At 63.0% G+C, this 18039-nt stretch carries 14 protein-coding genes; 11 read left to right on the forward strand and 3 right to left on the reverse strand.

Annotation, left to right across the window (positions count from 1 at the left end):
- Positions 1 to 54: 54 nt before the first annotated feature.
- Positions 55 to 1050 (reverse strand): NAD-dependent epimerase/dehydratase family protein, encoded by a 996-nt coding sequence (locus ACLEJP_RS20605; RefSeq protein ID WP_440809332.1) that lies wholly within the window; start codon positions 1048 to 1050, stop codon positions 55 to 57.
- A 49-nt stretch (positions 1051 to 1099) separates the two neighbouring features.
- The gene (locus tag ACLEJP_RS20610; protein WP_440809334.1) at positions 1100 to 1990 is read right to left on the reverse strand and encodes a LysR family transcriptional regulator ArgP; all 891 of its coding nucleotides are present in this window, start codon (positions 1988 to 1990) and stop codon (positions 1100 to 1102) included.
- 100 nt (positions 1991 to 2090) lie between these two features.
- Here ACLEJP_RS20610 and ACLEJP_RS20615 point away from each other — a divergent pair, with 100 nt between their 5' ends.
- Both ACLEJP_RS20615 and ACLEJP_RS20620 read left to right on the forward strand, forming a co-directional pair.
- Positions 2091 to 2690 (forward strand): LysE/ArgO family amino acid transporter, encoded by a 600-nt coding sequence (locus ACLEJP_RS20615; protein ID WP_440809336.1) that lies wholly within the window; start codon positions 2091 to 2093, stop codon positions 2688 to 2690.
- A 294-nt stretch (positions 2691 to 2984) separates the two neighbouring features.
- A complete protein-coding gene (locus ACLEJP_RS20620; protein WP_003255187.1) occupies positions 2985 to 3581 on the forward strand; it encodes a superoxide dismutase in 597 nt (198 codons plus the stop codon).
- Between the two features lie 118 nt (positions 3582 to 3699).
- Here ACLEJP_RS20620 and ACLEJP_RS20625 read toward each other — a convergent pair whose 3' ends face one another.
- A complete protein-coding gene (locus ACLEJP_RS20625) occupies positions 3700 to 4449 on the reverse strand; it encodes a hydroxypyruvate isomerase family protein (protein ID WP_440809339.1) in 750 nt (249 codons plus the stop codon).
- Positions 4450 to 4642: 193 nt separating this feature from the next.
- On the opposite strand from ACLEJP_RS20625, the gene ACLEJP_RS20630 reads away from it, so the two are divergent.
- The 9 genes from ACLEJP_RS20630 (at position 4643) to ACLEJP_RS20670 (ending at position 17918) form a co-directional block, all read left to right on the forward strand.
- Positions 4643 to 5545, forward strand: coding sequence for a GntR family transcriptional regulator (locus ACLEJP_RS20630; RefSeq protein ID WP_440809341.1), 903 nt, complete (start codon positions 4643 to 4645; stop codon positions 5543 to 5545).
- 211 nt (positions 5546 to 5756) lie between these two features.
- Positions 5757 to 8213: a membrane-bound PQQ-dependent dehydrogenase, glucose/quinate/shikimate family gene (locus ACLEJP_RS20635; protein WP_440809343.1), complete on the forward strand. Its 2457-nt coding sequence runs from the start codon at positions 5757 to 5759 to the stop codon at positions 8211 to 8213.
- A 190-nt stretch (positions 8214 to 8403) separates the two neighbouring features.
- Positions 8404 to 9141, forward strand: a complete 738-nt coding sequence (locus tag ACLEJP_RS20640; protein ID WP_440809346.1) for a TSUP family transporter — start codon at positions 8404 to 8406, stop codon at positions 9139 to 9141.
- 29 nt (positions 9142 to 9170) lie between these two features.
- A complete protein-coding gene (locus ACLEJP_RS20645) occupies positions 9171 to 10139 on the forward strand; it encodes a TauD/TfdA family dioxygenase (protein WP_440809349.1) in 969 nt (322 codons plus the stop codon).
- 421 nt (positions 10140 to 10560) lie between these two features.
- Positions 10561 to 12615 carry a putative bifunctional diguanylate cyclase/phosphodiesterase gene (locus tag ACLEJP_RS20650; RefSeq protein WP_440809351.1) on the forward strand — a complete coding sequence of 685 codons (2055 nt, stop codon included), beginning with the start codon at positions 10561 to 10563 and terminating at the stop codon, positions 12613 to 12615.
- A 157-nt stretch (positions 12616 to 12772) separates the two neighbouring features.
- Positions 12773 to 14110, forward strand: a complete 1338-nt coding sequence (locus tag ACLEJP_RS20655) for an imelysin family protein (RefSeq protein ID WP_440809354.1) — start codon at positions 12773 to 12775, stop codon at positions 14108 to 14110.
- Between the two features lie 196 nt (positions 14111 to 14306).
- The gene (locus ACLEJP_RS20660) at positions 14307 to 15734 is read left to right on the forward strand and encodes a di-heme oxidoreductase family protein (RefSeq protein ID WP_440809357.1); all 1428 of its coding nucleotides are present in this window, start codon (positions 14307 to 14309) and stop codon (positions 15732 to 15734) included.
- Between the two features lie 19 nt (positions 15735 to 15753).
- Entirely contained in the window at positions 15754 to 16818 is a 1065-nt protein-coding gene (locus ACLEJP_RS20665; RefSeq protein WP_440809359.1) for an imelysin family protein, read from the forward strand.
- Between the two features lie 2 nt (positions 16819 to 16820).
- The gene (locus ACLEJP_RS20670) at positions 16821 to 17918 is read left to right on the forward strand and encodes a DUF1513 domain-containing protein (protein WP_440809361.1); all 1098 of its coding nucleotides are present in this window, start codon (positions 16821 to 16823) and stop codon (positions 17916 to 17918) included.
- Positions 17919 to 18039 lie beyond the last annotated feature (121 nt).

The raw sequence follows: 18039 nt of genomic DNA on the forward strand, positions 1-18039 counted from the left end.
ACGAGTATAAACCGCCAGCGCGGCACGTTGATGACCGTCGTCGACCCGCGGGCCTCATGCGCCTGGCGGCTGGTGCTGCCACCAGGCGCAGAATTCATCCAGCGCCGTCCACAGGCTGACCTTGGGCTGGTAGTCCAGGTATTGCCGGGCGCGGCTGATATCCAGGGTGAAATCGCGGCTCATCACCTGCATGCCCAGGCGCGACAGGGTTGGTTGCGGGCGCCCCGGCCATAGCAGGCAGGCCGCCTCGTTCAGCGCAGCCAGGCTGTAGGCCAGGCCGTAGGAACGGTAGCGGGTAACCTGCGGCAGCTGCATCTTGCGCATCACATAATTGACCACATCCCATAGCGGCAATGGCTGGCCGTTGCTGATGTTGTAGGCCTGGCCCAGCGCCCGGGCGTCAGCGAACAGGGCACTGGACAGCGCCTCGTTGAGGTTGTGCACGCTGGTGAAATCCACCTTGTTCAGGCCGTTGCCGATGATCGCCATGCGGCCCTTGCGCTGCATGTGCATCAGCCGCGGAAAAATACTGGCGTCGCCAGCCCCGGTGACGAAACGTGGGCGCAGCGCCAGCACCTCGAGGCCGAACTCCTGGGCGCCGAACACCTTCTGCTCGGCCAGGTACTTGGTCTGTCCATAGTGGTCGTGGAAGCGACGCGGCACCTGGTCTTCGCGGATATCCAGACGCGAGCGACCGTTGAAGTAGATCGACGGCGACGACAGGTGCACCAGGCGTCGCACGTGCTCCTTGAGGCAGCCCTCTACCACGTTCTCGGTGACCACAACGTTGCCTTGGTAGAAGTCCTGGTAGCGCCCCCAGTTGCCCACCGCGCCGGCGCAGTGCACCACGGCCTCGACGCCCTGGCAGAGGCGACGGGCCAGCTCGGCATCGCCAAGGTCGCCGGGGATGAACTGGGCGCCGCGCTTGACCAGGTGCTCGACCCCCTCCGCGCGGCGGCCGCTGACCCGCACGTCCAGGCCCTGCTCAAGGGCAAAGCGCGCAAAGCGCCCGCCAATGAAGCCGCTCGCGCCGGTGACCAGAATTCGCATGTAAGACTCCGTCTTGCCAGATTTCAGATGCAACTGACGCCAGCCGTGGCTACAAGGGCACCAGCCATTGCCGTGCGCAGTGCCGCAGATGCTCGGTCAGTTGCGCGAGCAGTTGCCCGCCGTTGCGCCAATGATGCCAGTACAACGGCACATCGATGGGGGTATCGCTGCAGATTTCCACCAATTGCCCGCCGGCCAGCTGCTCACGGGCTTGCAGTTCGGGCACCAGGCCCCAACCCAGGCCGGCTTCGGTCATGCGCAGGAAACCTTCCGAGGACGGGCACAGGTGGTGCAGAAAACCACCGTCGATGCCCAGCGATGCCAGGTAGCGGTGCTGCAGGAAGTCGTCCGGGCCGTAGACGATCGCCGGCGTACGGGCCAGGCGGCCCGCAACGAACCCCTGGGGAAAATGCCGCGCCATGAACCCGGGGCTGGCCAGCGCCCGGTAACGCATGGCCCCCAGTGGCAGGCTACGCGCGCCGGCCACCGGGCGCTCGCTGGCGCACAGGCAGGCTGCCACTTCGCCGGCACGCATGCGCTTCAGGCCCACTTCCTGGTCTTCTACCACCAGGTCGGTCAGCAGGTTGTGCTGCGCGCAAAAGTTGCCCACCGCAGCGGCCCACCAGGTGGCCAGGCTGTCGGCGTTGAGGGCGATGCGCAGGCGCTCCGGCATGCCCTCCTCGTCCAGCGCCGGCACCTGGCGTTGCAGGTCGCGTTCGAGCAGGCGCACCTGTTGCACATGGTTGAGCAACTGCCGACCGACTTCAGTCGTGCCTGGCGGTGTGGCCCGCACCAGCACCGGCTGCCCGACCCGCGCCTCGAGCAGCTTGATGCGCTGGGATATGGCCGACTGCGACAGGCCCAGCACCTGCGCGGCGCGCTCGAAACCACCCTGTTCTATCACCGCCGCGAGGGCGGCCAGCAGTTTGTAGTCGAACATCGATTTTGCTAATGCCTGATCAGCGTTATTTGTTTTTCTTATACAACCCGTTTGCGCACAATGGCCAGCATCTTTTCTCGACACTCCTGGAGCGCGGGCCATGTGGCAAAGCTATCTCAACGGCATGCTGGTGGCCTTCGGCCTGATCATGGCCATCGGCGCCCAGAACGCCTTCGTCCTCGCCCAGAGCCTGCGCCGCGAGCATCACCTGCCGGTGGCGGCCCTGTGTATTCTCTGCGACGCGGTCCTGGTGGCAGCCGGGGTGTTCGGCCTGGCCACCGTGCTGGCGCACAACCCGACCTTGCTGGCGGTCGCCCGTTGGGGCGGCGCGCTATTCCTGATCTGGTACGGGGCCAAGGCGTTGCGCAGCGCCTGCTCCCGGCAGAGCCTGCAGCACCAGCAGGGCCAAGGCGCACGCTCACGCCGCGCGGTGCTGCTCAGCGCCCTGGCGGTGACCCTGCTGAACCCGCACGTGTATCTCGACACGGTGTTGCTGATCGGCTCGCTGGGGGCCCAGCAGACCGCGCCTGGAGCCTATGTGGCCGGAGCTGCCAGCGCCTCGCTGGTGTGGTTCTCGACCTTGGCGATCGGCGCCGCCTGGCTGGCGCCGTGGCTGGCACGGCCAGCGACCTGGCGCATGCTGGACCTGATGGTCGCCGTCATGATGTTCGCGGTGGCGGCGCAGTTGGTCTTCAACTGACACCGGGTTTCATCACCTGTCTTGCACGGGCCGCGCTGCGGCCCTGGGGCGACGCAAGGCCGCCCCTACAGAGGCTTTCGCACATTCGCCTGCCTGGAAACGACCACCACCGATCGCCACCCGCCAACCGCTCTGGAACCTCTATTCCCTATCTTTGTTGCGTGGTTATGCGCCGGGGCCGGTGCTATGATCCAGCCCTTGCGTCGCAAAGAGTACAATCTCGCTGACGCTGATCGGGCCGCCCGTGATCGGCCTTGCGCAAACCGCAAACAGACCTGAATCAGGAGATCCACCATGGCTTTTGAATTGCCGCCGCTGCCGTACGCCCACGATGCCCTGCAGCCGCACATCTCCAAGGAAACCCTGGAGTATCACCACGACAAGCACCACAACACCTATGTCGTGAACCTGAACAACCTGGTCCCAGGCACCGAATTCGAAGGCAAGACCCTGGAAGAGATCGTCAAGAGCTCTTCGGGCGGCATCTTCAACAACGCCGCTCAAGTCTGGAACCACACCTTCTACTGGAACTGCCTGTCGCCAAACGGCGGTGGCCAGCCGACCGGTGCCCTGGCTGACGCCATCAACGCCGCTTTCGGTTCCTTCGACAAGTTCAAGGAAGAGTTCACCAAGACTTCAGTTGGCACCTTCGGTTCCGGCTGGGGCTGGCTGGTGAAGAAGGCCGACGGTTCCCTGGCCCTGGCCAGCACCATCGGCGCCGGCTGCCCGCTGACCAGCGGCGACACCCCGCTGCTGACCTGCGACGTCTGGGAGCACGCCTACTACATCGACTACCGCAACCTGCGTCCGAAGTACGTCGAGGCGTTCTGGAACCTGGTCAACTGGGCCTTCGTTGCCGAACAGTTCGAAGGCAAGACCTTCAAGGCCTGAGTCACTCAGCCTCGAGCAGGAAGCCCGGCTACCCCGGGCCTCTTGCCACAATCCGATGCCAGCCCCCTGGCATCGGATTTTTTTCAGGGCATTTGCCCAGGGTTGGCGCGCAAGGCGTTCATGAGACGTATCGTTCAAGCCAGCCGAGGCTATCGGCAGTAGTCCCCGCAGGCCGGTATTCACACCCGATCCACCCCGTATAGCCGCGCTGCTCCAGCGCCGCGAACAGTCCTGCAATGTCCATTTGCCCTGTCCCCGGCTGATGCCGCCCCGGGCAATCGGCCACCTGCACATGCACCGTGCGCTCGAAGAACTGCGCCAGCACATCGGCCGCATTCCCGCTCAGCACCTGTGCATGATAAAGATCAAGGACCAGCCCGACACTCGCGTGCGCCTCCAGCACCTGCTGGGCCTTGCTGAAGTCGGACAGGTAGTAACCCGGCATTTCCTGGTTGCAGATCACCTCGATCAACGGCCGCAGGCCCTGGTCTTCGAAGTACTTCACGGCATAGTCCAGGTTGCTCGCATACACCCTGCCGGCGCCCTCGTCGTGGGTTACTCCGGACATCAGGTGTACATCGGTACACGCCAATGTGCGAGCGTAGCGGACGGCCTGGCGCAAGCCGTCACGGAACTCGGCCTCCTTGCCCGCCACCGCGGCAAAGCCCTTGGAAACCCCAGCCGGTGCCGCAAACTGGACCAGTGGCAGCGCATGCTGCGCCAGTTGGTCAGCCAACAAACTCGCATCGAACGCGTAGGGTGACGGGAATTCCACCGCGCCAAATCCGGCGGCAGCGGCGGCTTCGATACGCTGCAGAAAAGGCAGTTCGTTGAACTGGAAGCCGAGGTGAGCATTGAACTTGAGCATGTGTACTGATCCATCCCGGGAAAAAACATTCGTCGATCCAAAGCCCGCGCCGCGGCTCCGGTAATGTGCTGGCCAGCCAGTGCGCCAGCTCGCTGCATGCAGATACTCACATCCTTGGTGTGTGGTATTTTCCTGCCCCCAGTCCACCCGAACCTGCCGGGTCGGCTGAAGTCAACCATTCGGAATACAGCCTGTGATCAAGAAAGACCTCGCCCTGCAGTTGGCCCCTCGCGTCATCGAGATGATCCGCGCCCGGGCGATGACGGCAGGCGAGCCATTGCGCGAGCAGACCTTCGCCCAGGCCTTCGATGTTTCCCGCTCCCCCATCCGCAGGGTATTTGCCCTGCTCGCCGAGTGGGACATCGCGGTACAGGAGCCTAATCGCGGCTATTTTCTGAAACAGGACGCCGGGCAAATCGAGGAAGCCACCGTCCCTCCCGCCTGTGACCCGTTCGAAGACTTCTACCTGCGCGTGGTGGACGACATCCTCAGCGGGGAAATCCCGACCGAATTCTTTGAAGCCCAGCTATTGCGACGCTACTCGGTACCGCGTGGGCAACTGCTCAAAGTCCTCAACCGGCTGGCAAGCGAAGCCATGGTCGAGCGCAAACCCGGGCAAGGCTGGAGCCTCAACGAATTCGTACACAACGCCCAGACCCACATCCAGAGCTACCGCTTCCGCATGGCCATCGAGCCGGCCGCACTGCGCGAGCCGGGCTACAAGGTCAACCAGGCCGCATTTGCCAAGGCCAGGCAGCAACAGCAGGCCATGCTCGACGGCCAGATCCAGACGCTGTCACGCGCACAACTGTTCGACATCGGCGCCCAGTTTCACGAAATGATCGTGCAATGTTCAGGCAACCTGTTCTTCATCGATGCCATACGCCGGCAAAACCAGCTCAGACGCTTCATGAGCTACAAAGCCAACGTCGACCGCAGCCGCCTGATGACGCAATGCCTGGAGCACCTGCACCTGCTCGACCTGATCGAGTCCGGTCGGCGCGAAGAGGCCGCTCGATTTCTGTGGAAACACCTGGACGACGTCGGCCGCCTGAAGACCCGTGAGGATGGCTTGCCGGAAAACCAGCAGGCCTGAACCCTTTCCCACACCTTCCTTTCAATAGCCGCGCGTCAAAGCAGGCATCGCAGCTTAGTCATTGCCTCCCTTTCGCACAAGATACAAAGAAGCGCTAAAAATGGACGCTCCGGTTAAATTTTGCGCCTCATATTGTATTTCATTGCAATAATAAGCAATTATGCGCGCCGCTCGGACGCACTGTGGCACCGAATCACAAGGAATGGTTGCAATGAAACAAGGAACGTTGGCCAAGCGGACTGGGGTCTCGCGCCTACTGTTCGGGGTGTATGCGATTGTGCTGGCCCTGCTTGGCCTGACACTGGCTTGTCAGGGAGGCGCGCTGGTCAGTGCCGGCGGCTCGCCTTACTACGCGATGATGGGCACCGCGTTGCTGCTGGCAGCCGTACTCATGGGCCTGAAAAAATCGCTCGGTATCTACCTGTATGGCGCAGCATCCCTGGCCACCTATGGCTGGGCGGTGTGGGAGTCCGGCTACAACGGCTGGGCGTATATCCCACGCCTGGCTTGGCTGGCCCTGCTCAGCCTGATCTTTCTGCCTTTCTGGCCACTGGTCCGTCGCGACTTCGGCAAAATCAGCAAGGCCCTGTATTTCAGCATCATGGGTATGTTGCCACTGCTGATGGTCGCCACCATCCTGGTGCCGCTGTTCTTCCCGGACACCGTGCACCTGGCCGACTCGCCCGCCATCACCGCGTATTCACAGCAACCTTTCAGCCGCAGCACGGTGACATCACCAGACGCCAACGTCGCCGCGTCGCACGACAAGAGCAACTGGACCGCCTATGCCGGCTCCAACCTCGGCAACCACTATTCTGCTGCGGCGCAGATTACCCCCGCGAACGTTTCCGGCCTGGTCAAGGCCTGGGAATACCACCATGGCGACGTCAAGCAGCCAGGCGACAAAACCAAATACCTGAACGAGGCGACCCCCATCAAGGTTGGCGACTCGCTGTATACCTGCACGCCGAAGCAAATCATCATTTCCTTGAACGCGACCACCGGCAAGGAGAACTGGCGCTACGACTCGAAGGTTGACCCGGATTACTTCGCTAACGGGGGCGCCTACTGCCGTGGCGTCTCGTACTACGAAGTGCCCAATGCCAGCGGCCTGTGCGCCAGACGTATCATCTGGGGCACCAACGACATCCGCCTGGGTGCAGTCGATGCCCTGACCGGGCAGGCCTGCCCGGACTTCGGCACGGCAGGCTTCGCCGACCTCAAGGACGGCCTGGGTACGTTCCGCAAAGGCTCCACCGGCATCACTTCTGCACCGTTGGTAATCCGCGGGGTGGTCATAACCGGTGGCAGGGTGCTGGACTCGGATGTGCGCCCGGCGCCGTCTGGCGTGGTTCGCGCCTACGACGCCGTCAGCGGCAAACAGAGGTGGGCCTGGGATCTTGGCCGCCCCGACAGCACGGCCCCTGCCGCCGCCGACCAGACCTACACGCTCAGCACGCCCAACTCATGGGCGCCGATTTCCGCCGACGACGAGCTGGGGCTGGTCTACATCACTACCGGCAACGCTGCAGGCGACTTCTATGGCGGTACCCGTACCGAACAGGAGGACAAGTACAGCTCTTCGCTGGTGGCGCTGGATGCGCTCACCGGCCAGGTAAAATGGCATTTCCAGACCGTCCATCACGACCTCTGGGACTACGACCTGAGCCCACAACCGGCGCTGATCGACTTTCCCACTGCCCACGGCCCACGGCCGGCGGTCATTCAAGCTACCAAGTCCGGCCAGTTGTTCGTCCTCGACCGCGCCACCGGCGAACCGCTGGTCGATATCGTCCAGGCTGCCGTCCCGCAAGGCACGGCTCCTGGGGACTACACCGCGGCAACCCAACCGCTGTCACCGGGCATGCCGAGCACCATGGGCCGTCCATCGAAAACGCCGGAAGTACTGAACGAAGCCAATGCCTGGGGGCTGACCCCGTTCGACCAGTTGCAATGCCGCATCGAATTCCGCCAGGCGCGTTACGAGGGGATCTTCACACCGCCAGTGGTGGGCCAGCAAAGCCTGATCTTTCCCGGCCATCATGGTGGCCTGAACTGGGGCGGGGTAATGGTGGACCTGCAGCGAGGCCTGCTGATCATCAACAACCAGCGGCTGCCGTACATGCAGGGGCTGGTTCCCCGCGAGCAGCTAGATGCGATCAATGCCAAGTCGTTCCAGGAGTCGCCAGGCAATAACCAGGGGTTCCGCGTCCAGGCCGGCCTGCCGTACGGGGCTATCAAGGATCCATGGATGTCGGCGCTGGAACAGCCGTGCATCGCGCCGCCCTGGGGGTTTATCTCCGCTATCGACCTGCGCACCCGTGAGGTGCGCTGGAGCCGCCCATTCGGCACCGGCTATGACAGCGGGCCGTTGGGTATCGCCTCGAAACTGCGCTTCGAAATCGGCACACCGAGCGATGCCACGGGCGTGGCGACCGCCGGTGGCGTGACCTTCATCGGCGCTGCCATCGACCGTTTCATGCGCGCCTACAACAGCGAAAGTGGTGAATTGCTGTGGCAAGAGCGCCTACCGGCCGGCAACCAGGCTTCGCCCCTGACCTACATGAGCGAAGGGCGCCAGTACGTGGTTGCCGTGGTTGGCGGGCATGACCGGATTCCAACCAAGCTGGGTGACAGCATCATTGCCTGGGCGCTGCCGGAAAAATAGCGCCCCCCTGCATGAAGGCGCTGCTCGGCACTGAGGGCCAGGCGCCGCCCTAGCCGTTTTCAACCTCACATCGACAACCGATGGCGCGCCATGCGCCGTCGGGTGGCCGCGTGCGCGCCACAAACAGCGACGAACAGTTGCGCTACCCAAGCGCCCGCTTTGAATTCATGCCAATCAGACAGGAGTAACAATGTTTGAACTATCCGCTGGCCTCTATGTTTTGGTGGGCGTCAGCTTTCTGACTTCGTTGATGACGGCCGCGATTGGCGTAGGAGGTGGGATTGGCCTGTTGGCGGTGATGCCACAGTTCCTGCCTATCTCTGCCGTGGTGCCGGTCCATGGCCTGATCCAGATGGTCAGTAATGGCAGCCGCTTCGCCTTCGATTACAAGCACGCGAAAATCGAGATTCTCCCGCGCTATGTCATCGGCTGCCTTACCGGCGCGGCCATTGGTTATTTCTTCATCGGCCACTTTCCGGAAAAGTACCTGTCGTTGATTCTCGGCGTGTTCATACTGGCCATTACCTGGACGCGATTAGTCGCTTCGCTTGGCTTCGTCCTGAAAAACTTCGCCATCGTTGGTTTCCTGCAAACTTTCCTATCACTGTTTGTGGCCGTGACCGGGCTTATTTCCCAACCGATCCTGATGAAGATGAACATCAACAAGGATCAGGTCATCGTCACGCATGCCATGCAAATGAGCGTATTGCACGGCCTGAAAGTGGCAGCCTTCGTCGTTGCCGGCTTTGCCTTCATGGACTATGCCCAGTTGATCATCATCATGATCACGGCCTCCACCGCCGGCTCCTACCTGGGCGGTTTTCTTCGCGACCGGATATCGCAACGTGTTGGCGCCATCTTGCTGAAAGCCGGGGTGACGTTCTTCGGTTTGAAAATGATTGTTGACCATTTTATTCAGCACACCTGAAGTTCAACCATTCAAACAAGGAGTTTGAAATGATCGCGCGTAAAAAGTTTGATTCCACGGACCTCCAGGGAATTTCGACTTTTCTTCATGAGCATGGATATTGCGTAATTGCGCCCGAGGACGATTCAGTTGAGACGTTTCGCGCGGTGGCAGGCAGGTTCGGCCTGATCCAGTTTCACACCAAATCCGACGAGACGGGCGTGGTTGGCGGTGGCGATCCGATCAACAAGGACTGGCAAGCGTTCCGGGACGATTACCACGGCGAGCTGTCGAGCGACTTCCATCCGCATACGGATGGCTCGTTCCTCAACGGCATGGCCTATGTCGATGGGGTCGCCAAGAAGATTACCCCGCCCAAATACGTCATTCTGCAGTGCGTCTCCAGGCCGCAATTTGGCGGCGACAACTTCCTGGTGGATGGGCAGCGTATTTACAATGACCTGCTGCTGAATCGCCCCGACATCCTGAAAATCCTGATGACCAGTGGCAGTGTCACTTACTGCCGCGACGACTTGCTGTCGATCGATTGCTCGGTTTTCGAGAAAGTCAACGAAGACACACTGCGTATTCGCTACCGTTATGACAGTACTGCCTTCAGCCCAGCATGGGCGAGTGCCGCTTTCCAGTATATACAGGACAACTATTCAAGCCACCCGGATTACATCACCGACATTAGCCTGGCGCCCGGCGAAATCCTGGTCATGGATAACTTGCGAGTCCTGCATGCACGCCACCAGTTCACTGACGGTAACCTGAAAAGGAAAGTCCGCCGCCTGTGGATTGCCGATGACACCAGCATGGTCTTCAAGAACATCCTCAACCAGTCACCGCTGCGCCGCGCCATGTTGCCGTTCCAGAAATACAATATAGCCGCCGCCGAGAACGCGCCGACGTTCATCGATTACAGTTGCGGTATCCGCTTTCAGTCAGATATGTTCCTGACTCAACCTCATGCCGCACTCGAGCGCTGGCCGGCCAGTAGTAGCAACTGCGAATAACCTTTCCCCCGCCCTGCCCCGCAACAGCCTGATAACGCTTTCATCCGCAGTGCCTGCCTGATGGCGGATGCTGTGCGCGTCTGCATGCGTAGCCGGGTATTACTTTTTATTGCGGGGAACCGCCGTTTCTCCAGCGGCGTGGCAAACCAGGTCCGCTCCACAGGCCCTCTGAGCGAGGCGTGTGCCACGCCTGTGGCAGCGGCCTCGCCAGCCAAGCAACCCGCCCGCTTGTCACCTGCGCTTGCCCCGCAAAACGCTTGCTCAGCCCGCATACCGCGCTAACATCAAACCTCTGGAAGATTGATACAGCGCATTCAAGTTGCGGGGTAAGGCAACCGATACACTGCTCATGGTCGGCCGGTAGTGTATCGTCATCGTTGATGGCAAAATGATGCCATGCGCATGGATTAAGGAAACCCCATTGAAGCTGGAATTGCGGAACAGCTTGTCGGTCAAGTTGCTCAGGGTCGTGCTGCTGTCGGCGCTGGCGGTCGGCGTCGTGCTCAGCTGTGCGCAAATCATCTACGACACCTACAAGACTCGCCAGGCTGTGAACAACGATGCCCAGCGCATCCTCGACATGTTCCGCGATCCTTCGACCCAGGCGGTGTACAGCCTCGACCGTGAAATGGGCATGCAGGTGATGGAAGGCCTGTTCCAGGATGAGTCGGTGCGCATGGCCTCCATCGGCCACCCCAACGAAACCATGCTGGCAGAAAAGTCCCGTCCGTTGCGGGACACGGCCATGCGCTGGCTGACTGACCTGATCCTCGGCCAGGAACGCACCTACACCACGCAACTGGTCGGCCGCGGCCCCTACAGCGAATACTACGGCGACCTGAACATCACCCTCGACACCTCGTCCTACGGCGAGGACTTCCTGATAAACGCCGTGATCATCTTCATTTCCGGCGTACTACGGGCGCTGGCCATGGGCATGGTGCTGTATCTCGTCTACCACTGGTTGTTGACCAAGCCACTGTCGAAGATCATCGAGCACCTCACCCAGATCAACCCCGACCGCCCCAGCCAGCACCAGTTGCCACTGCTCAAGGGCCACGAAAAGAACGAACTGGGCCTGTGGGTGAATACCGCCAACCAGTTACTGGCCTCGATCGAGCGCAACACCCACTTGCGCCACGAGGCCGAAAACAGCCTGCAACGCATGGCCCAGTACGACTTCCTCACTGGCCTGCCCAACCGCCAGCAACTGCAGCAGCAACTGGACAAGATCCTCATCGACGGTGGCCGCCTGCAACACCGGGTAGCGGTGCTGTGCCTGGGCCTCGACGACTTCAAGGGCATCAACGAACAGTTCAGCTACCAGGTCGGTGACCAGTTGCTGCTGGCCCTGGCCGATCGCCTGCGCGCCCACAGTAGCCGCCTTGGCGCCCTGGCACGGCTGGGCGGCGACCAGTTCGCCCTGGTACAGGCCAATATCGAACAACCCTACGAGGCGGCGGAACTGGCGCAAAGCATTCTCGATGACCTGGAAGTGCCGTTCGATCTCGACCACCACCGACAGATCCGCCTGCGCGCCACCATCGGCATCACCCTGTTCCCGGAAGACGGCGACAGCACCGAGAAACTGCTGCAGAAAGCCGAACAGACCATGACCTTGGCCAAGGCCCGGTCGCGTAACCGCTACCAGTTCTATATCGCCAGCGTCGACAGCGAGATGCGCCGCCGCCGCGAGCTGGAGAAAGACCTGCGCGAAGCCCTGCCGCGCAACCAGCTGTACCTGGTGTACCAACCACAGGTCAGCTACCGCGACCACCGGGTGGTCGGTGTCGAGGCGTTGCTGCGCTGGCAGCACCCGGAGCTGGGCATGGTGCCGCCGGACCAGTTCATTCCCCTGGCCGAACAGAATGGCAGCATCATCGCCATCGGCGAGTGGGTGCTCGACCAGGCCTGCCGACAACTGCGCGAATGGCACGACATGGGCTTCAGCGACCTGCGCATGGCTGTCAACCTGTCCACCGTGCAACTGCACCACAATGAGCTGCCGCGGGTGGTCAACAACCTGCTGCAGGCCTACCGCCTGCCCCCGCGCAGCCTGGAGCTGGAGGTGACCGAAACCGGCCTGATGGAAGACATCAGCACCGCCGCCCAGCACCTGCTGAGCCTGCGCCGCTCCGGGGCGCTGATTGCCATCGACGACTTCGGCACCGGCTACTCGTCGCTCAGCTACCTGAAATCGCTGCCGCTGGACAAGATCAAGATCGACAAGAGCTTCGTCCAGGACCTGCTGGACGACGATGACGACGCCACCATCGTTCGCGCAATCATCCAGCTGGGCAAGAGCCTGGGCATGCAGGTGATTGCCGAAGGCGTGGAAACCGTCGAACAGGAGACTTACATCATTGCCCAGGGTTGCCATGAGGGCCAGGGCTACCACTACAGCAAGCCGTTGTCGGCCCGGGAGCTGACCAACTTCCTCAAACAGGCGCAGCGCAACCAGGTGTCGATGACCTGACATCACCCCGGCAGCCGCTGGGCTTGGCTGCCGCCTGCATAATTTGCATAGCGCCCCTTTACAGCAAATGCAAATCTTTCGCATGATGTTGTCGTTTCGCGTGCCACGGCGCACGGTCTCCCCCTTGGTCCAACCACACGACGCAGGAAAACCAACAATGATTCGAATGCCTCTGGCCTCCGCCAGTCTGCTGGCCATTGCCATCGCTCTCGCCGGTTGCGGTGAAGGCAAGGACGACAAGGCCGCCGCGCCGCAAGCTCAGGCACCGGCTGCCGCCAGCTCCACCGCTGCAGCGCCCGGGGCTGTCGACGAGGCTGCCGGCAAAGCCGTAGTCAAGCATTACGCCGAGCTGGTGTATGCCGTGTACAGCGACTCCCTGAGCACCGCCAAGACCCTGCAGAGCGCTGTCGACGCGTTTCTGGCCAAGCCCAACGACGAAACCCTGAAGGCCGCCCGGGACGCCTGGGTCGCCTCGCGCGTCCCGTACCTGCAGAGCGAAGTCTTCCGCTTCGGCAACACCATCATCGACGACTGGGAAGGCCAGGTGAACGCCTGGCCGCTGGATGAAGGCCTGATCGACTACGTCGACAAGAGCTACGAGCATGCCCTGGGCAACCCGGCAGCCAGCGCCAACATCATCGCCAACAGCGAGATCCAGGTCGGCGAAGAGAAGATCGACGTCAAGCAGATCACCCCCGAGAAACTTGCCAGCCTGAACGAGCTGGGCGGTTCCGAAGCCAACGTCGCTACCGGCTACCACGCCATCGAGTTCCTGCTCTGGGGCCAGGACCTGAACGGCACCGGCCCGGGCGCAGGCAACCGTCCGGCCTCGGACTACCTGGAAGGCAAGGGCGCCACCGGCGGCCACAACGACCGCCGTCGCGCCTACCTGAAAGCGGTCACCGACCTGCTGGTCAAGGACCTCGAAGAAATGGTCGGCAACTGGGCGCCGAACGTTGCCGACAACTACCGCGCCAAGCTGGAGGCCGAGCCGGTCAACGACGGCCTGCGCAAGATGCTGTTCGGCATGGGCAGCCTGTCGCTGGGCGAACTGGCGGGCGAGCGCATGAAGGTTTCGCTGGAAGCCAACTCGCCGGAAGACGAGCACGATTGCTTCAGCGACAACACCCACTACTCGCACTTCTACGACGCCAAGGGCATCCGCAACGTCTACCTGGGCGAGTACACCCGCCCGGACGGCAGCAAGGTGACCGGCCCAAGCCTGTCGTCGCTGGTGGCCAAGGTCGACCCGGCCGCCGACGCCACCCTCAAGGCCGACCTGGAAGCCACCGAAGCCAAGATCCAGGTGATCGTCGACCACGCCCTCAAGGGCGAGCACTACGACCAGCTGATCGCCGCCGACAACGCTGCCGGCAACCAGATCGTGCGTGATGCCATCGCCGCCCTGGTCAAGCAGACCGGTGCGATCGAACAGGCTGCGGGCAAGCTGGGTATTGCCAACCTGAACCCGGATACTGCGGATCACGAATTCTGATCCCGCTGTAGCGGTTCTGAAAAGGCGGCCCGAAGGCCGCCTTTTCTTTGCAAGCCGCATGCCCCTGCAGAAACCGGACAGGCCGGCCTGGCCAACTGACAGCGATTTCATCCAGCAATTGCAAATTGCTCTTATTCAAACTTCTCCACCCTGCTAAGCTTGCACGCCGGTTTTTCGCTCACGCCCAGGATTCTCGATGTCCTCGTCGCTGTTTCGACTCTCTCCCCTGCTGCTGGCCTTTGCCCTCGCCGCCTGTGACGACGCCCCGCGTTTCACCCAGGCCGAGCCCGGCGAAGCGTTGTCAGCTGGCGCAGCGACCGTGCAGCGCAATGACCGCAACGCCTATTCCCTGCCCTCGGCCAACCTCTCGCCCGAGCGGCGCCTGGATTTCGCCGTGGGCAACAGTTTCTTCCGCAACCCGTGGGTGATCGCCCCGTCCACCACCACGGCACGTGACGGCCTGGGCCCACTGTTCAACACCAATGCCTGCCAGAATTGCCACGTGCGCGACGGCCGCGGCCACCCGCCAGAGCCAGGCGACAGCAACGCAGTGTCGATGCTGGTGCGCCTGTCGATCCCCGACCAGCCCTACCTGGCCAAGGTGGTCGAGCGCCTCGGGGTGGTGCCGGAGCCGGTCTATGGCACCCAGTTACAGGACATGGCCATCCCCGGCGTGGCACCGGAAGGCAAGGTACGGGTCAGCTATACCCAGGAAACACTGACGTTCAAGGATGGCTACCAGGTCGAGCTGCGCAAGCCGGCCCTGCAGATCACCCAGCTCGGCTATGGCGTGATGCACCCCGACACGCGTTTTTCCGCGCGGGTGGCACCGCCGATGATCGGCCTGGGCCTGCTCGAAGCCATCCCCGAAGCCGACCTGCTGGCCAACGAAGACCCGGACGACCGCAACCACGACGGTATCCGCGGGCGCGCCAACCGGGTATGGGACGACGCCCTGGGCAAGACCGTGGTCGGCCGCTTCGGCTGGAAGGCCGGGCAGCCCAACGTCAACCAGCAGAACGTGCACGCCTTTGCCGGCGACATGGGCCTGACCACCACCCTGCAACCCAACGACGATTGCACCCCGGCCCAGGCCGCCTGCCTGGCCGCCCCCAATGGCAACGGTGCCGATGGCGAGAAGGAGGTCAGCGACAACATCCTGCGCCTGGTCACCTTCTACACGCGCAACCTGGCCGTGCCGGCGCGCCGTGACGTGGGCACGCCAGAGGTACTGGCAGGCAAGAACCTGTTCTACCAGGCCGGCTGCCAGGGCTGCCACACACCGCAGTTCACCACCGCCGCCAATGCTGCCGAGCCGGAGCTGGCCAACCAGCTGATTCGCCCCTACAGCGACCTGCTGCTGCATGACATGGGGCCTGGCCTGGCCGACGATCGCACCGAGTTCGCCGCCAACGGCCAGGACTGGCGTACCCCGCCATTGTGGGGCATCGGCCTGAGCGAAACGGTCAGCGGCCACAGCCAGTTCCTGCACGATGGCCGCGCCCGCAACCTGCTCGAAGCTGTGCTCTGGCACGGCGGCGAAGCCGAGGCAGCGCGCAATGTCGTGCTCACTTTCGATGCCGGGCAGCGCGCCGCGTTGCTGGCTTTCCTGAACTCACTTTGAAACGCGCATAGGAGCCGGCATGTTCCGACCCAAACTGTTGTTCACCAGCCTCGCCGCACTCGCCCTCGGTGCCTGCTCGCCGCAGGACCCGCAAGCCGTGACCTCCGCTGCGATTGCCAAGCAGGTGATCCTGCCCACCTACAGCCGCTGGGTCGAAGCCGACCGCATGCTGGCCGCCAGCGCCCTGGCCTATTGCGAAGGCAAGGAAAGCCTGGACAAGGCCCGTGCCGACTTCCTCAACGCGCAAAAGGCCTGGGCCGAGCTGCAACCGCTGCTGGTCGGCCCGCTGGCCGAAGGTAATCGCGCCTGGCAGGTACAGTTCTGGCCCGACAAGAAGAACCTGGTCGGCCGCCAGGTCGAGCAACTGGTCAGCGCCGACACCCCCGTCGATGCCGCGGCCCTGGGCAAGGCCAGCGTCGTGGTGCGTGGCCTCTCGGCCTACGAGTACATCCTGTTCGACAGCAAGCCGGACATCGCCACGGCCGAGCAGAAGGCCCGCTACTGCCCGCTGCTGGTGGCCATCGGTGAACACCAGAAGGCGCTGGCCGAAGATATCCTCAAGAGCTGGAACAGCACCGACGGCATGCTGTCGCAGATGACCAAGTTCCCCAACCAGCGCTATGCCGACTCGCATGAGGCGATTGCCGACCTGCTGCGTGCCCAGGTCACTGCCCTGGACAGCCTGAAGAAGAAACTCGGCGCGCCGATGGGCCGCCAGAGCAAGGGCATCCCGCAGCCGCTGCAGGCCGAAGCCTGGCGCAGCCACAACTCGCTGAACAGCCTGCAGGCCAGCCTCAAGGCCGCCGAAGCGGTGTGGGTCGGGGTCGACAACCAGGGCCTGCGCGGCCTGCTGTCCAGCGACCAGAAAGCCCTGGCGGACAAGATCGACGATGCCTACGCGAGCGCGCTCAAGCTGCTGGCCGACAACCACAAGACCCTGGGTGAACTGCTGGCCGACGACGCCGGCCAGCAAACCCTCAACCAGATCTACGACAGCCTCAACGTCGTCCACCGCCTGCACGAAGGCGACCTGGCCAAGGCGTTGAACATCCAGCTGGGCTTCAATGCCAACGACGGTGACTGATCATGCTGCGACGCCAGGCCCTCAAACTCGGTAGCGTATTGCTCAGCGCCCTCACCCTGGGCGGCTGGAGCCTGTTCCGCAACAAAGGCAGCGAACCGCTGCTGCTGTCGGCGCGTGACGACGGCGACGGCAAGCACTACGCGGTCGGGTTCCGCCTGGACGGCACCCAGGTGTTCAGTACCCAGGTCGCCCAGCGTTGCCATGCCATCATCCATCACCCGCAACTGCCGATAGCCCTTTTCGTCGCCCGCCGCCCCGGTACCGAAAGCTACCTGGTCGACCTGCGCGACGGGCGCCTGTTGCAAACCGTCCACTCGCAACCGAACCGGCATTTCTACGGTCATGCGGTGGTGCACAAGAGTGGCGAATGGCTGTACGCCACCGAGAACGACACCACCGACCCGGGGCGCGGCGTACTCGGCGTGTACCGTTTCGAGGGCGAGCGCCTGGTACACAGCGGCGAACTGCCGACCCACGGCATCGGCCCGCACGAGCTGGCCTGGCTGCCGGACGGCGAGACACTGGTGGTGGCCAACGGCGGTATCCGCACCGAAGCCGAAAGCCGGGTGGAGATGAACCTCGACGCCATGCAGCCGAGCCTGGTGCTGATGCAGCGCGACGGCACCCTGCTGAGCAAGGAAACCCTGGCCCAGCAGATGAACAGCGTGCGCCACCTGGCCGTGGGCAGCGACGGCACCATCGCCGCCTGCCAGCAATTCATGGGCGCTGCCGACGAAACCGCCGAGCTACTGGCGATCAAGCGTCCCGGCGAGCCATTCAAGGCCTTCCCGGTGCCGGAGCGGCAGTTGCAGGCGATGGCCCAGTACACCGCCAGTGTCGCCATCCACAGCGAGTTGCGCCTGGTCGCGCTGACCGCGCCACGGGCCAACCGCCTGTTCATCTGGGACCTGGACACCGCCGCGGTGCGGCTGGACGCACCGATGCCTGATTGCGCCGGGGTTGGCGCTGTCCAGGACGGTTTTGTGGTTACCTCCGGGCAGGGCCGTTGCCGCTTCTACGATTGCCGCAAGGCCGAACTGGTCGGGCAACCGCTGAACCTGCCGTCCGGTTTCTGGGATAACCATCTGCATCTGGTCTGATTTTCCTGCTGCCTGCACCGGCCTCTTCGCGGGCACGCCCGCTCCCACAGGGCCCGCGTAACCCGCTGACTGCGCGGTTCCTGTGGAAGCGGGCGTGCCCGCGAAGAGGCCAGCACAGGCA

Source organism: Pseudomonas sp. SMV7 (assembly GCF_052041995.1).
Classification (GTDB): Bacteria; Pseudomonadota; Gammaproteobacteria; order Pseudomonadales; family Pseudomonadaceae; genus Aquipseudomonas.

Bases quoted from the DNA above. Each gene is read 5' to 3' on its own strand.
- ACLEJP_RS20655 (WP_440809354.1), top strand. From the start codon at position 12,773: ATGATTCGAATGCCTCTGGCCTCCGCCAGTCTGCTGGCCATTGCCATC.
- ACLEJP_RS20640 (WP_440809346.1), top strand. From the start codon at position 8,404: ATGTTTGAACTATCCGCTGGCCTCTATGTTTTGGTGGGCGTCAGCTTT.
- ACLEJP_RS20620 (WP_003255187.1), top strand. From the start codon at position 2,985: ATGGCTTTTGAATTGCCGCCGCTGCCGTACGCCCACGATGCCCTGCAG.
- ACLEJP_RS20605 (WP_440809332.1), bottom strand. From the start codon at position 1,050: ATGCGAATTCTGGTCACCGGCGCGAGCGGCTTCATTGGCGGGCGCTTT.
- ACLEJP_RS20660 (WP_440809357.1), top strand. From the start codon at position 14,307: ATGTCCTCGTCGCTGTTTCGACTCTCTCCCCTGCTGCTGGCCTTTGCC.
- ACLEJP_RS20625 (WP_440809339.1), bottom strand. From the start codon at position 4,449: ATGCTCAAGTTCAATGCTCACCTCGGCTTCCAGTTCAACGAACTGCCT.
- ACLEJP_RS20665 (WP_440809359.1), top strand. From the start codon at position 15,754: ATGTTCCGACCCAAACTGTTGTTCACCAGCCTCGCCGCACTCGCCCTC.
- ACLEJP_RS20645 (WP_440809349.1), top strand. From the start codon at position 9,171: ATGATCGCGCGTAAAAAGTTTGATTCCACGGACCTCCAGGGAATTTCG.
- ACLEJP_RS20670 (WP_440809361.1), top strand. From the start codon at position 16,821: ATGCTGCGACGCCAGGCCCTCAAACTCGGTAGCGTATTGCTCAGCGCC.
- ACLEJP_RS20615 (WP_440809336.1), top strand. From the start codon at position 2,091: ATGTGGCAAAGCTATCTCAACGGCATGCTGGTGGCCTTCGGCCTGATC.
- ACLEJP_RS20635 (WP_440809343.1), top strand. From the start codon at position 5,757: ATGAAACAAGGAACGTTGGCCAAGCGGACTGGGGTCTCGCGCCTACTG.
- ACLEJP_RS20610 (WP_440809334.1), bottom strand. From the start codon at position 1,990: ATGTTCGACTACAAACTGCTGGCCGCCCTCGCGGCGGTGATAGAACAG.